Genomic DNA, 13,717 nt, shown 5'->3' on the forward strand with positions numbered 1-13,717 from the left:
AAAGGTCGTCATGACCGAGAAGCGCCCCACCGACCAGCGACCCGCGAAGCTGCGCCTGGCGATCGTCGGCGCAGGACCCGCCGGAATCTACGCCGCGGACATCCTGCTCAAGGCGGAACGCAACTTCGACGTCTCGATCGACCTGTTCGACCACCTTCCCGCGCCGTACGGGCTCGTGCGCTACGGCGTCGCACCCGACCACCCGCGGATCAAGGGCATCATCTCCGCCCTGCGCGACGTGCTCGACCGCGGCGACATCCGCATCTTCGGCAACGTGCGCTTCGGGGTCGATATCACCCTCGACGACCTTCGGAAGCACTACAACGCCGTCATCTTCGCGACCGGCGCCGTGCGCGACGCCGACCTGAGGATTCCCGGCATCGACCTCGTCGGCTCCTACGGCGCCGCCCGGTTCGTCAGCTGGTTCGACGGCCACCCCGACTACCCGCGCACCTGGCCCCTCGAGGCGAAGCAGGTCGCCGTGATCGGCAACGGGAACGTCGCCCTCGACGTCGCGCGGATCCTCGCGAAGCACGCTGACGACCTGCTGCCCACGGAGATCCCGGCGAACGTCTACGACGGGCTCAAGGCCTCGCCCGTGACCGACGTGCACATCTTCGGACGCCGCGGACCGACATCCGTGAAGTTCACCCCCCTCGAACTGCGCGAGCTCGGCGAACTGCCCGACGTCGACATCGTCGTCTACGACGAGGACTTCGACTACGACGACGCCGCGCGCGCGGCCGTGGCCAGCAACAAGCAGGTCTTCGTGATCGACAAGGTGCTCGGCAAGTGGCGCGAACGCGCGCACAAGCTCGCCGAGGACCCGCAGGCCGGTGCGAGCCGCCGGCTGCACCTGCACTTCTTCGCCAAGCCCCTCGAACTGATCGACGACGGCACCGGCCGGGTCGGCGGCATCCGCTACGAACGCACCGCGCCGGACGGCCAGGGCGGCGTCGTGGGCACCGGGGAGATCCGCGAGCTGCCGGTGCAGGCCGTGTACCGTGCGGTCGGGTATTTCGGCTCGCCGCTGCCCGGAGTGCCGTTCGACAAGAAGCACGGCGTGATCCCGAACCGCGAAGGGCAGGTGCTCTCCAAGGGCGACCCGTCGTCCGGTGCGGGCAGCGCCAACCAGCAGCTCTACGGCGTGTACGCGACCGGGTGGATCAAGCGCGGGCCGGTCGGCCTGATCGGGCACACCAAGTCCGACGCGATGGAGACCGTGCGGCACCTGATCAACGACCTCGGCAACTGGTGGCGGCCGGAATCCCCGTCGGAAGAGAGCATCGTCGCGCTCCTCGACGAACGCGGCGTCGAATACACGAACCTCGACGGCTGGCACCGCCTCGACCAGCACGAGCAGGCGCTCGGTGCGGCCGAGGGCCGGGTGCGGATCAAGGTCGTGCCCCGCGACGAGATGGTCGCCATTTCCCGCGCCGTCGCGCCGGCAGCAGCGGCCGCCTCCGCCTAGGACGCGAGGAGTTCGCCGACCGCCTCGCCGAACATGGTGAGGCGGCCGTCGGCGTCCGCAGTAGTGGTGTCCGGGCTCTGCAGCGCCATGGTGTGGAACGGCGTCACGAGGATGCCCGGATGCCTACCGGAAGTTGACGAACTGCAGGGCGACGTCGAGGTCCTTGCCCTTGAGCAGCGCCATCGTGGCCTGCAGGTCGTCGCGGCTCTTCGAGCTCACCCGGAGCTCGTCGCCCTGGATCTGGCTCTTGACGCCCTTGGGGCCTTCGTCGCGGATGATCTTGCCGATCTTTTTCGCGTTCTCCTGGTCGATGCCGGCCTTCATCGAGGCCTCGATCCGGAATTCCTTGCCCGAGGCGTACGGGTCGCCCGCATCGAGGCTGCGCAGCGAGATGCCGCGCTTGATGAGCTTGGATTCGAAGACCTCGAGGATCGCCTTGACGCGCTCCTCCGAGCTCGCCTTCATGAGCACCTTTTCGCCGCTCATCTCGATCGAGGCGCTGACATTCTTGAAGTCGTAGCGCTGCGCGACTTCCTTGTGGGCCTGGTTGAGGGCGTTGTCGACCTCCATCGGGTCGACCTTGCTGACGATGTCGAACGTTGAGTCTGCCATGACAGCAATGTTATCGGCGGATGCTTCGCCCGGCATCCGCGCCCGGCTCGCGCGCGACCCGTGCCTCGCTCCTCAGCCCGCTCCGGGGCTCATCGGGAACTGATAGCCGGTGGATGCCGGGGCCATAGCCGTCCTGCGTACCGTTGCCGACGCGGCAGTCGAAAGGCCGCGCACGAGCTATCGAGGAGACCATGAAACGGCCACAGTTTCTCACGCACATCCGCCCACGAACCTGGGTGGTTGTCGGCGTCGTCGTGCTCGCCCTCGCGGGCGGCAGCATCTACTGGTTCGGTTTCGCCGTCCCCGCGAACACCAAGACCACGGTCGCCGCTCCGATCACCGTCGCCGCGAGCCTCACGACCATGCAGCAGACCGTCGACAGCGACGGCACCGCGACCCCGACCGTGAACGACTCGGTCAGCTTCGCCGTGTCCGGCACCGTCACGGCCGTCCCGGTCGTGGCGGGGACCACCGTGACCGCCGGCCAGGTGCTCGCGACGGTCGACACGCTCAGCCTCGACGCCGCCGTGCTCGAAGCGCAGGCGACGCTCGCGACCGCCCGGGCCAAACTCGCGTCGAGCGTGAGCGACAGTGACGGCACCTCGGCCGCCGTCGCGCAGATCGCGGCCCAGACGGCATCCGTCGCCGTGGATGAGGCGGCCGTCGTGACCGCGCAGGCCGCGGTCGCCGGTGCGACCCTCACCGCCCCGTCGGCCGGCCTCGTCACCGCGGTCAACGTCGCCGTCGGCGACGTGATCTCCTCGGGCAGCTCGGGCAGTGCAGGGGCCGGTGGCGGCGCAACCGCCTCGACCGCCTCGACCTCGTCCAGCTCCTCGACGAGCACCGCCGACTTCAGCATCGTCGGCACCGACTCGTGGTCGCTGTCCCTCGACATCGGCGAGTCGGACATCGCCCAGGTCGCGGTCAACGACCAGGTCGAGCTCGCCCTCGACGACGGCACCGCGTTCTTCGGGACCGTACAGTCCGTCGGCATCCTGCCGTCCACCACCTCCGGCGCGGTCACCTACCCCGTCGTCGTCGCCGTCACCGGCGATCCGGACGGACTCTACGACGGAGTGGCCGTCACGGCCAAGATCGTCTACGAGCGCCGCACCAACGTGCTCACGATTCCGAGCGCCGCGGTCACGACCGCGGACGGCGTGTCGACCGTGAAGACCCTCGACGCCGCCGGCACCGCCGTCGCGACGACCGTCACGGTCGGCGAGACCGTCGGCAACCTCACCGAGATCCTCACCGGGATCGCGGAGGGCGACGACGTCGTGGTCGTGACGTTCACCCCGGGCTCCGGCAACAGCGGCTCGACGACCAACCGGCAGAGCGGCGGCAGCGGCGGATTCCCGACCGGCGGCCCGCCCGCCGGGTTCACCCAGGGAAGCGGGTCGAACGGTGGTTGAGCCGCTCACGAACCCGCTCGAAGCGGATGCCCCGGGCCCCGTGATCGAGCTCATCGACGCAGGGAAGACCTATACCTCGGGCACCATCGAATTCGAAGCGCTGAAAGGGATCAACCTCGCCATCCACGAGGGCGAATACGTCGCCATCATGGGGCCGTCCGGCTCCGGGAAATCCACCATCATGAACATCCTCGGCTGCCTCGACACCCTCACCCGCGGCCAGTACCGCCTCGGCGGCACCGACGTCGAGGAGCTCGACGAGATCGAACTCGCGAGCGTGCGCAACCAGCAGATCGGCTTCGTCTTCCAGGGCTTCAACCTGCTGTCCTCGCTCCCGGCCTGGCGCAACGTCGAGCTTCCCCTCGTCTATGGGCACGTGCCGCGCGAGGAGCGCAAGAAGCGCGCGAGCCGCGCCCTCGAACGCGTCGGCCTCGGCGACCGCCTCGACAACAAACCGGGAGAGATGAGCGGCGGCCAGCAGCAGCGCGTCGCCGTGGCGAGGGCCCTCGTCGGGGAACCGACGATGATCCTCGCCGACGAACCGACCGGAAACCTGGACTCGGTGTCGACCCGCGACGTGCTCAGCCTGTTCGACGAGCTCAACAACCTGGGCCGCACGATCGTCCTGATCACCCACGAACTCGAGGTCGCCCAGCGCGCCCGCCGGATCGTCTGGGTCAAGGACGGCGCCATCGTCAGGGACGAGGTGAACGCAGCATGACCTGGATGGAGAGTTTCCGCACCAGTTGGAGTGCCGTCTACTCCCACGCCCTGCGCTCGATGCTCACGATCCTCGGCATCCTGATCGGCATCGCCGCGGTCATCCTGACCGTCGGCCTCGGCCTCGGTACCCAGCTCGACGTGAGCGCCCAGATCAGCTCCCTCGGCAGCAACCTGCTGATCGTCGCCCCCGGCAGCAGCACGAGCACCACGGGAGCCCGCGGCGGTTTCGGCACGAGTGCGACGCTGACGATCAAGGATGCCGAGGCGCTCACGTCAACGGTGAACGCTCCCGACATCTCCGGGGTCGCCCCGGAGAGCACCACCTCGCTGTCACTCACGGCCAACGACACCAACTGGACGACGACCGTCACGGGAACGACGACCGCGTGGACATCCGTGCGGCAGCGCACCCTCGCCCGCGGGGCCTTCTTCACCCAGGCCCAAGCGGATGCCTCCGCCGCGGTCGTCGTGCTCGGCTCGGAGACCGCAAACGAACTCTTCGGCACTCAGAACGTGGTTGGCCAGTCCGTCGTGATCAGCGACAAGACCTTCCAGGTGGTCGGAGTGCTTGCCACGGCGGGGTCGGACTCGTCGAGCAACCTCGACGACGTGGCCATCGTGCCCTTCAGCACGGCGGCCACCGACCTCGTCGGCGGCACCGCGAGCAACGCGGTGTCGACGATCTACCTGCAGGCCGCCTCGGACACCCAGCTCTCCGCGGCCTACCAGGAGGCCGACGCGCTCCTGCTCAACCTGCACTCGATCTCCTCGACGGACGACGCCGACTTCACGATCAGCAGCCAGGACGCCCTGGTCAGCACCGCCACAGCGGTCTACCAGACCCTGACGATCCTGCTCACCGGTGTGGCCGGGCTGTCGCTCCTCGTCGGCGGCATCGGCGTGATGAACATCATGCTCGTCTCGGTTTCCGAACGCACCAGGGAGATCGGGCTCCGCAAGGCGCTCGGCGCCCCGCCGTGGGCGATCCGGCGCCAGTTCCTGATCGAGGCGGCCATCCTCGGGCTGTCCGGCGGGATCCTCGGCGCCGTGATCGGCGTCGTCGCGGCCCTGACCCTGCCCGCGGTGATCGGCAGCTCGATCGTGGTGTCCCCGCTCGCGGTCGGACTGTCCATCGGGGTGGCGATCGCCATCGGCATCGTCTTCGGGGTCTACCCGGCCACCCGGGCGGCCAAGCTCGCGCCGATCGATGCGCTCAGGAGCGAGTAGCCGTGCGCGTCACCCGAACCCTCGCCCAGCACGCCTCGCCCGGCGGCCAGAACCCGCCGCGGACATCCGCTTCAGCCACCGTTTCACGTCCTGTTCCACGTCCATTGGAGACCTCATGACCCGCACTCGACCGACCACCCGTTTCGCCACCAACTTCGGAGTCCTGCTCGCCCTCGGCGGGGTGTTGCTCCTGACCGGGTGCGCCGCGGGGGCGAGCACGGCAGCGGTCCCGGCCGCGTCGTCTGCCCCGGCGGCATCGGCAGGCGGGCAGGGCGACGGGGGCATCAACGGCACCATCGCCTCGGTGGCCGCCGGCATCCTGCAGGTGCAGGACTCCAGCACCCAGACCGCCGTGTCCTACACGGCGGCGACGACGATCACCGCGACCGTGACCGGCGCGCTGACGGATGTCTCCGTCGGCCGCTGCGTCACCGTCTCCGGCTTCACCGCGGCGAGCGGAACGACCGTGGCCACCGCCGCGACGACCGTGACCGTGACCGACGCTGTGGACGGTGCCTGCACGACGGGCAACCGCGGCGGCGGCGCAGGAGGGATGGGCGGGGCGGACGGCACGATGCCGAGCGGTGCCCCCGACGGAACTGCACCGACCGACATGCCGACCGATATGCCGACCGACGCCGCCACCGGCGCTCCGGGCGGGATGGCCGGCGGCTTCCCGGTCAGCGGACTCGTCACCGCGGTTGCCGCTGACTCGATCACCGTCGACGCAGCAGGCATGGGCAGCACGGACACGACCTCGACCGCGGTCACCGTCGCGTCCACGACCACCTACCTCAATACGGTCGCCTCCGACTCGAGCGCCCTCGTCGTCGGCGCGTGCGCCGTGGCAACCGGCGCCTCCGACACGAGCGGCGGCTTCGCCGCGACAGCCCTGAAGATCTCGACCGCCACCGCGGACGGCTGCGTCTCGCGGTCGGGTTTCGGCGGCGGCACCCGCCCGGGTGGGAGCACCTCCCATGAGTAGGACTCCCTTCGGCGCCTCTCGCAGGGCGGCCCGCGCCGAGGCCGCAGCGGCAGCCGCGGCCGCAGCGGCGCTGTCGACCGCATCGGCACTCGTCGCCGAAGATGCCCAGCAGGATGCGACGGAGCCGGCACGCGAGTACCTGGCGGCGCCGGCCGCGTCCGGCGCGTCGCCCACGAACGCGAAGTCCGCCACGACGGCCCGGTCGGCCAAGGCCGTCGCGACACGCCTGACGGAGCCGGCAAGCGCATCCTTGGCGACACCGGCCGAGTCCGGCGCGTCGCCCATGACCGCGGAGTCCGCCACGACGGCTCGGTCGGCCAAGGCCGTTGCGAAGCGCCGCCGGCGCCTGATCGCCCTCGGCGCGGTCACCGCGGTGCTGTGCGCCTCGGGCGGCGGGGTCGTCTACGCGATGAACCGCACGGACAGCGGTAACTTCCGCACCGTCATCGCCGCGACGGGGACGGTCAGTCAGTCCCTCGCCGTGACCGGCACCGTCGCGCCGACCACGAGGAAAGACACCGCCTTCTCCGTCGCCGGGACCGTCGCTACCGTTGAGGTCGCCGCCGGGGCAACCGTGGCAGCAGGCCAGACCCTCGCAACGCTCGACGCGACCGACCTGGCCGCCGCCGTCACGAAGGCGGAGGAGACCGTCACGAACGCCGAGCAGGCCCTCACCGACGACCTCGACTCCCAGACCGCCACCACCACGACGTCGTCGACCTCAACGACCGCCACGACCGGGTCGACAGGGACGACGTCGACCGGCTCGTCGACCGGAACGACCGCGGCAACCGGCACGGGCACGACGACCGGTTCGACAGGCTCGACCTCGACCGTTCCCAACGCGGCGATAATGTCCGCCGTGACCGCGGTCACCGCGGCCCAGGCCGCGCTGCTCGCGAGATACACTGACGCGCAGGCCGCGCTCGCCGCGAGCGACGCGACCCTGGCCTCGACCGACGCGACCTGCAAGCCGTTCATCGACGCGGCCCTCGATGACGCCGCGACGATCGATGCGAACGCAACCGGTACCAACTTGACCGGCACGAGCGCCGGCACGACGGATGCCGCGGCCACGCCGACCGAAACCGCGACCCCCACCCCGACGGCGACCGCGGATCCGACGACCACAGCCGAGCGACTCGCCGCAGCTAAGGCCGACCTGGCCGCCTGCCAGACCGCGATCACCGCGGTTCTCTCCGGCCAGAAGACCGTCGACACGGCCCAGCAGGACGTGCTGACCCTCGTGACCGCGTTGAACACAGCCATCACCGGCCTCACCGACGCCGTCACCGCCGCGAACGCCGCACCGACGACCGGCACGACCGGCACGACCGGTGGTTCGACCGGGACCACGGGGGCCACCGGCACGAGTACCGGCGCAACAGGCGCAACAGGCACGACAACCGGTTCCGCCGCAGCAACCACGGGCAGCACGTCCGGGACCACGACGGGGACGGCATCCGCCGTCACGGGCGCGACCGGGACTGCCGTCGGCAACGCCGGCACCGGTACCGGGTCGACGGCGACGACAACGGTCGCGTCCGCTGAGACGATCGTCGCCGACCGGGCCGACATCGCCGCGGCGGAGGCCCAGCTCGCCATCGCCCAGAAGCAGGCCACCCTCGCCACCCTCACGGCCCCCTATGCCGGAACCGTCGCCGCGGTCTCGATCGTCGCCGGCGACACCGTCTCGGCGGCGTCGAGCACCGCCGTGATCACGATCCTCGGTAACGACGGCTACGTCGTCGACTCGACCGTGTCCCTCGCGAGCGTCGCGAGCCTCGCCGTCGGCCAGACCGCGACGATCGAACTTGCCACGACAAAAACGGAACTGACCGGGGTCGTCAGCTCCATCGGCATCCTGAACGTCTCGACGTCATCGACGCCGAAGTATGCGGTCACCCTCGCCGTCGACTCGACGGACGCCACGATCCTGACCGGAGCCTCCGCCCAGGTCACGGTCGCGATCGAGAGCACGGATGCCGTGCTCACCGTGCCGACCTCGGCCGTGCATCGCGACGGGTCGGCGTACACCGTCGACCTGCTCGTGAACGGGGTCTCGACCTCGACGACCGTCACGGTCGGCGCCGTCGGCGCCGAGCTCACCGAGATCGCCTCCGGCCTCGCGGCCGGCGACGTCGTGATCCTCGCCGACCTGAGCGACGCGATCCCGGGGACCGCGGCCGACACGAGCTCGAGCCTTACCAACCTCGGCGGTTCGAGCAACGGAAGCAGCGCCGATTTCCAGGGCGGCCCGCCCTCCGGCGACTTCAGCGGGTTCAGCGGCGGCACCCCGCCCCAGGGCTGATCCCGCGTTCCGAATTCAGGAGACGGCCTCGGAAACCGGTCCGGAACCGGTCAGAAAACCGGTTCAGCCTGGCGCAACTCCTGAATTCGGAACGGGTACGGCGGCGGAGTCGACGCGGGGCGAGCCGGGGGGAGTAGGGGGAAGTGGGGGCGAGAGTCAGCCCTGGGGCGGACGGGCGGTGCTGGAGCGCACGATCAGGTCGAACGGGATGGCGGTGTCGAGCCCGACCGGGTCGTGCTTGCCCGGCTGCAGCTCGTCGAGGAGGATCTCGACGGCCTTCTCGCCCTGCCACTGCGGGAACTGGGCGATCGTGGTGAGCCCGAAGAAGTCCGCGAGATCGTGGTCGTCCGTGCCGACGACGGACACGTCCCGCGGCACGACCAGCCCGAGGTCGCGTGCGGCGAGAATGCTGCCGATCGCCATCTCGTCCGACGCGGCGAAGATCGCACTCGGCCGCTCGTGCGGGTTGCCGAGCAATTGCTTCGCGGCCTGGTACCCGCCGCGCACAGTGAAGTCCGCCGCCTGGAACAGGGCGGGGGAGGGCGCGATGCCCGCGGCGGACAGCGCGAGCTCGTAGCCGAGGCGCCGGTTCGTCGGCAGGTGGAAGTCGAGGTCGAGCTCGAGGTTGCCGCCGATGTGCGCGATCCGGGTGTGCCCGAGCGCGAGCAGGTGCTCCGTCGCGAGGCGGGCGACGGCGACGTCGTCGATCGTGAGGGTCCGCACCCCGGCGATCGGGCCGCCGATGCCGACGAGCGGCTTCTTGAGCGCGTGCAACCGGGCCACCTCGTCCGGGTTCAGTTCGAGGGAGACCGCGATGACGGCATCCACTCTCTGGCGCAGCAGGAAGTGCTCGAACACGCTGCGGCGTTCGTCGTCGTCGCCGGCGAGGCTGTAGAGGGTGAGGTCGAAGCCGCCGCGGAGGAGGGCCTTCTGGGCTCCTTCGACGACATTGGAGAAGAACCACCGGTCGAGGAACGGAACGACGACGCCGATGTTCTTCATGCGACCGGATGCGAGGCTCGAGGCGTTCGAGGACACGACGTAGCCGAGTTCCCCCGCAACGGCCTCGACCCGCAGCCGGGTGGCCGGGGAGACGTGGCCGTTGCCGCTCAGGGCGCGGGAGACCGTCGCTGTGGACACGCCCGCCTGGCGGGCGACGTCGTCGATGCCGACCATGCGGCTCCTCACAAGTCAGGGGGAAATGGCCCTTCTGCGATCATATCGAGCGGGCGCATCCGCCAGCCGACACCGGCGGTTCCGGACGCAATTTCGCACGGGGGCAATTCCCTTGTATTCTGTCTGAGCGTCTCCGGTCAGGTGGTTTCACATGGTCGGGTGCGCAATGGCAAGTTACCCAAGTGGCCAAAGGGATCTGACTGTAAATCAGCCGTCGTAGACTTCGGGGGTTCGAATCCCTCACTTGCCACCACACGAGAACCCCGGAAGCCCTGGCTTCCGGGGTTTTTGCGTCTCCTCTCCTGCTGTCTCCCGCATCCTCTAGCGTGGAAGCATGACTGTTCCCGCACCGACCGAACTGCTCCGCCTCGCCCAGGACACCGCGCTCGTCGCGGGGGAGCTGGCCGCCCGGCGACGCGCCGAGGGCGTCGAGGTCGCCGCGTCCAAGTCCTCACCGGAGGACATCGTCACCTTCGCCGACCGGGAGACCGAAAACCTGATCCGGGCGCTGCTCGCCGAGGCGCGGCCGAATGACGGCTTCTTCGGGGAGGAGTCCGCGGCGACCCCCGGCACCTCCGGCCTGACCTGGGTCGTCGACCCGATCGACGGCACCGTCAACTTCCTCTACGGCATTCCCGCCTGGGGCGTCAGCATCGCCGTCGTCGAGGGCGACGACCCCGCGACCTGGACCACCCTGGCCGGTGCGGTCTTCAATCCCGCGCTCGGCGAACTCTTCACCGCCTCCACGGGCGGCGGCTCGCACCTCAACGGCACCAGGCTCCAGGTGGCGACCGGCGTTCCGCTCAACCTCGCGCTGGTCGGCACCGGCTTCTCCTACCGCGCGGCCGTGCGGCTGCGGCAGGCGAACGTCGTGCACGGCCTGATCGACCGGGTGCGGGACATCCGCCGGATCGGTTCGGCCGCGCTCGACCTCTGTTCCGTTGCCGCCGGTCGCCTTGACCTCTATTACGAACGCGGGCTCAACCCCTGGGACCAGGCCGCGGGTGCGCTCGTCGCCCGCGAGGCCGGCGCGCGCGTCGGAGCCTTCGGCGAGGACCGGGAGGGAATCGACCTCCTCATCGCCGGGGCACCCGACCTGTACGCCGACTTCGAGCCGATCCTGGCGCCGCTCTTCACCCAATTTATGAGTTCTCAGGAACGGTAGCCCTGCGGTGGCCGAGCCCCCGCCGATGCCGGGGTGACAGCGGAAATCCGGCCGTGACGGTGCCCCCAGTATTGACGGCAAAATACCCCGTTTTGGGGTGTCATTACGTGCAAAGGAATGGAATATTCGGGTCTCCCGGGCTAGCCTGTAGTGATTCGTTACTTTGGCCAGGCCAAGACGACCACGCTCGCCACTGTCAGCCGCGCCGAAAGAATCCACCCGACTTTGTCATCTCACTCCTCCACACCGCGCGATCGTGCGCGTGCCGCGAGTGACTCCGAAAGCCCGGTAGTGAGCGATTCTTCTACTCCGGTCCAGCCCGCCCAGAGTGCTGTGCCCGTGCATCCGGCCGCCCTCACCCGCCGCGAACTGCGCGAGCAGGAACGCCTCGCCGCGGCACCCCTGGCGGCAGCGCACCGCGCCGCAGCAGCCGACGTGACCGACGTGCCCGCCGTTCCCAGTGCTTCCCGACCGATCGAACTCAGCACGGACGCCGTGCAGGTTCTCGCCGATGAACTCGCCGGACCCGCGCTTGAGACAGTGACGGTCAACGATTCCGACCGTCTCATCGCGGCCCCCGCCGCCGAAGACGCACCGCTCACCGACCTCGACCGGCTTCAGACGGATGCCGCGGCACCGCTCGCGTCGAGCCCGCTGCCGAGCAGGTCCCGGGTTCGCGCCTCGAAGCCCGGTTCCCACGGCTCTGCCCGTGCCGCCCGGGCGATCCGCGCCCTGGACGAAGCCGGACAGCCGGTTCGCCCATCGCGCACCGAAGCGCGGAACGCGTCACGCGCCCTCCGCAGCGGCACGATGAAGCAGCCGTCCCAGCGTCCCGCCACCGCCCAGACGGCGTCCCCGCGGCCTGCCCCGAAGTTCCGTCGCCTCGCGACAACGGGCGTCACGGTCGTCGCGATGGCCTTCGTCGCCCTGATGGCCGTGTCCACCTCGCTTCCCGCGGAAGCGCTGCTCTCCTCGGCCGACGTGCAGGCCGCAGCCCGGCTCTCCACGCAGACCTCGCAGGTCGAACCGGCGCAGACGCTCAGCATGGACGGCGGCACCGACACGATCTCCGTGACACGTGACGGCTTCGAATCGAAGTCGATCGCCGAGGTCGCCGCGGCGAGCGGCATCCGCATGGAAGCGACCTTCACCAACAACCCGAACGGCACGATCCAGTGGCCGTTCGCGGTCGGCGTGCACATCGGCGACCGGTTCGGTTATCGCAACTGCGCCGGCTGTTCCGCCGACCACCAGGGTCAGGACTTCAACCCCGGCATCGGCGCCCCGATCCAGTCCGTCGCCGACGGCGTCGTGAGCTTCACCGAAGACGGCGAAGGCAGTCTCGGTGTTCACATGATCATCGACCACGTGATCGACGGCAAGGTCGTCTCAAGCGTCTATGCGCACATGATCCACGGCTCGATGCTCTTCAAGACCGGCGACGTCGTCAAGGTCGGCCAGGTCATCGGCAAGGTCGGTAATACCGGAATGTCCACCGGCCCGCATTTGCACTTCGAAATCCGCCTCGGCGGCAAGGACGGCGTCCACGTCGACCCGCTCGTCTGGCTCCGCGCCAACACGAACTAGCGCGATCGCTAGTCGCTAGTCGCTAGTCGCTAGTCGCTAGTCGGTGACGTCGCTCGCACGGCCGCGATCGATGGCCTCGAGCAGACTCGTCGGCACGGCGAACGGGGTCAGCCCCGCGATGCTCAGCAGGTCGTCCCCTGCCCGCGCGGCGGGTTCGAGGGCGACGACCTGGTTGTGCAGGCGCTCCATCTGGATGTCCAGGCGATTGGCGACATCCGCCGCCTCTTTGAGTTCGGCGACGAGGTTCGCCGGCACGACCCCGCGGTACTTGTAGAAGATTTTGTGCTCGAGGCTCGCCCAGAAGTCCATCGCCACGGTGCGGATCTGGATCTCGACGGTGACGGGTTCGACCCGGTCGGACATGAACACCGGTATCGCGACGATCAGGTGCAGGCTCTTGTAGCCGTTCGACTTCGGGTTGGTGACGTAGTCCTTGACCTCGAGGACGGTGACGTCCTCCTGGCTCGTGAGCATGTCGAGCACCCGGTAGGTGTCGGAGATGAAGCTGCACGTGACCCGGATGCCCGCGATGTCCTGGATCTGCCGGCGGATGTCTTCGAGGTCGAGCGGGCAGCCCTTGCGCAGAGCCTTGTTGAGGATCCCCTCCGGCGACTTGATCCGCGAGCTGACGTGCTCGATCGGGCTGTAGTCGTGGATGGACGCGAACTCTTCCTTGAGGATGTTGATCTTCGTCATCATCTCGTCGGTCGCGAACTTGTACGACATCATGAAGCGCGTGAGCTCGGTCTTGATCTCGTGGTGGCGCGCCTTCTCGGCGTCGCTCTCGGCCTGGAGTTCGGACGGTGTCGCGTCGTGGGCAACGGTGCGGGTGTCGCTGTAGTTCCCTGAACCGGGTTCGACCACGACGAGGTCGGTATCGGTGCTCTCCTGCGCGACCACGTCGGTATCCGTGCTCTGCTGGGTGCCGGCGACGCTGTCGGTCTGTGGGGCGGTCACGGTGTGCTCCTTCTGCGGGCGCCGAATCGGCGCCGCTCCCTCAATCCTCCCACTTCGGGCTGAAAGGCAGCCGCTGAGGTGCCGCACA

The 13,717-nt window shown here is 69.3% G+C and carries 11 protein-coding genes and 1 tRNA gene; 9 read left to right on the top strand and 3 right to left on the bottom strand.

What is annotated here, in order from left to right; genetic code table 11:
• Positions 1-10 precede the first annotated feature (10 nt).
• Positions 11-1,471, top strand: a complete 1,461-nt coding sequence (locus MQH31_RS00260) for an FAD-dependent oxidoreductase (RefSeq protein ID WP_243010508.1) — start codon at positions 11-13, stop codon at positions 1,469-1,471.
• A 123-nt stretch (positions 1,472-1,594) separates the two neighbouring features.
• Here the strand turns inward: MQH31_RS00260 and MQH31_RS00265 are convergent, their stop codons facing one another.
• Positions 1,595-2,083, bottom strand: coding sequence for a YajQ family cyclic di-GMP-binding protein (locus MQH31_RS00265; protein WP_243010509.1), 489 nt, complete (start codon positions 2,081-2,083; stop codon positions 1,595-1,597).
• Positions 2,084-2,274: 191 nt separating this feature from the next.
• On the opposite strand from MQH31_RS00265, the gene MQH31_RS00270 reads away from it, so the two are divergent.
• The 5 genes from MQH31_RS00270 (at position 2,275) to MQH31_RS00290 (ending at position 8,744) form a co-directional block, all read left to right on the top strand.
• A complete protein-coding gene (locus MQH31_RS00270; RefSeq protein WP_243010510.1) occupies positions 2,275-3,498 on the top strand; it encodes an efflux RND transporter periplasmic adaptor subunit in 1,224 nt (407 codons plus the stop codon).
• Positions 3,491-4,219 (top strand): ABC transporter ATP-binding protein, encoded by a 729-nt coding sequence (locus MQH31_RS00275; protein ID WP_134534449.1) that lies wholly within the window; start codon positions 3,491-3,493, stop codon positions 4,217-4,219. The genes MQH31_RS00270 and MQH31_RS00275 overlap by 8 nt, the downstream gene beginning before the upstream one ends.
• Complete coding sequence (locus MQH31_RS00280) at positions 4,216-5,448, top strand: ABC transporter permease (protein WP_134534448.1); 1,233 nt, start codon at positions 4,216-4,218, stop codon at positions 5,446-5,448. The genes MQH31_RS00275 and MQH31_RS00280 overlap by 4 nt, the downstream gene beginning before the upstream one ends.
• Positions 5,449-5,563: 115 nt before the next feature.
• Positions 5,564-6,433 (top strand): hypothetical protein, encoded by an 870-nt coding sequence (locus tag MQH31_RS00285; protein ID WP_243010511.1) that lies wholly within the window; start codon positions 5,564-5,566, stop codon positions 6,431-6,433.
• A complete protein-coding gene (locus tag MQH31_RS00290) occupies positions 6,426-8,744 on the top strand; it encodes an RND family efflux transporter (protein WP_243010512.1) in 2,319 nt (772 codons plus the stop codon). Before MQH31_RS00285 ends, MQH31_RS00290 begins: the two co-directional genes overlap by 8 nt.
• Before the next feature lie 156 nt (positions 8,745-8,900).
• Here the strand turns inward: MQH31_RS00290 and MQH31_RS00295 are convergent, their stop codons facing one another.
• Positions 8,901-9,920: a LacI family DNA-binding transcriptional regulator gene (locus MQH31_RS00295; protein ID WP_134534445.1), complete on the bottom strand. Its 1,020-nt coding sequence runs from the start codon at positions 9,918-9,920 to the stop codon at positions 8,901-8,903.
• A 168-nt stretch (positions 9,921-10,088) separates the two neighbouring features.
• Between MQH31_RS00295 and MQH31_RS00300 the strand changes: the two genes are divergently transcribed.
• The 3 genes from MQH31_RS00300 (at position 10,089) to MQH31_RS20785 (ending at position 12,672) form a co-directional block, all read left to right on the top strand.
• Positions 10,089-10,173 (top strand) — tRNA-Tyr (locus MQH31_RS00300).
• 81 nt (positions 10,174-10,254) lie between these two features.
• Positions 10,255-11,085: an inositol monophosphatase family protein gene (locus MQH31_RS00305; RefSeq protein WP_243010513.1), complete on the top strand. Its 831-nt coding sequence runs from the start codon at positions 10,255-10,257 to the stop codon at positions 11,083-11,085.
• Positions 11,086-11,376: 291 nt separating this feature from the next.
• The gene (locus MQH31_RS20785; protein WP_308196396.1) at positions 11,377-12,672 is read left to right on the top strand and encodes a M23 family metallopeptidase; all 1,296 of its coding nucleotides are present in this window, start codon (positions 11,377-11,379) and stop codon (positions 12,670-12,672) included.
• A 36-nt stretch (positions 12,673-12,708) separates the two neighbouring features.
• On the opposite strand, the gene MQH31_RS00315 is transcribed toward MQH31_RS20785, so the two are convergent.
• A complete protein-coding gene (locus MQH31_RS00315; RefSeq protein ID WP_308196397.1) occupies positions 12,709-13,629 on the bottom strand; it encodes a GTP pyrophosphokinase in 921 nt (306 codons plus the stop codon).
• Positions 13,630-13,717: the final 88 nt, after the last annotated feature.

Source organism: Cryobacterium zhongshanensis (genome assembly GCF_022760445.1).
In the GTDB taxonomy this organism is placed as follows: domain Bacteria; phylum Actinomycetota; class Actinomycetes; order Actinomycetales; family Microbacteriaceae; genus Cryobacterium; species Cryobacterium algoricola.

Excerpts from the sequence above, each read along its gene's own strand:
- MQH31_RS00260 (WP_243010508.1), top strand. The coding sequence starts at position 11 with ATGACCGAGAAGCGCCCCACCGACCAGCGACCCGCGAAGCTGCGCCTG.
- MQH31_RS00265 (WP_243010509.1), bottom strand. The coding sequence starts at position 2,083 with ATGGCAGACTCAACGTTCGACATCGTCAGCAAGGTCGACCCGATGGAG.
- MQH31_RS00270 (WP_243010510.1), top strand. The coding sequence starts at position 2,275 with ATGAAACGGCCACAGTTTCTCACGCACATCCGCCCACGAACCTGGGTG.
- MQH31_RS00280 (WP_134534448.1), top strand. The coding sequence starts at position 4,216 with ATGACCTGGATGGAGAGTTTCCGCACCAGTTGGAGTGCCGTCTACTCC.
- MQH31_RS00285 (WP_243010511.1), top strand. The coding sequence starts at position 5,564 with ATGACCCGCACTCGACCGACCACCCGTTTCGCCACCAACTTCGGAGTC.
- MQH31_RS00290 (WP_243010512.1), top strand. The coding sequence starts at position 6,426 with ATGAGTAGGACTCCCTTCGGCGCCTCTCGCAGGGCGGCCCGCGCCGAG.
- MQH31_RS00295 (WP_134534445.1), bottom strand. The coding sequence starts at position 9,920 with ATGGTCGGCATCGACGACGTCGCCCGCCAGGCGGGCGTGTCCACAGCG.
- MQH31_RS00305 (WP_243010513.1), top strand. The coding sequence starts at position 10,255 with ATGACTGTTCCCGCACCGACCGAACTGCTCCGCCTCGCCCAGGACACC.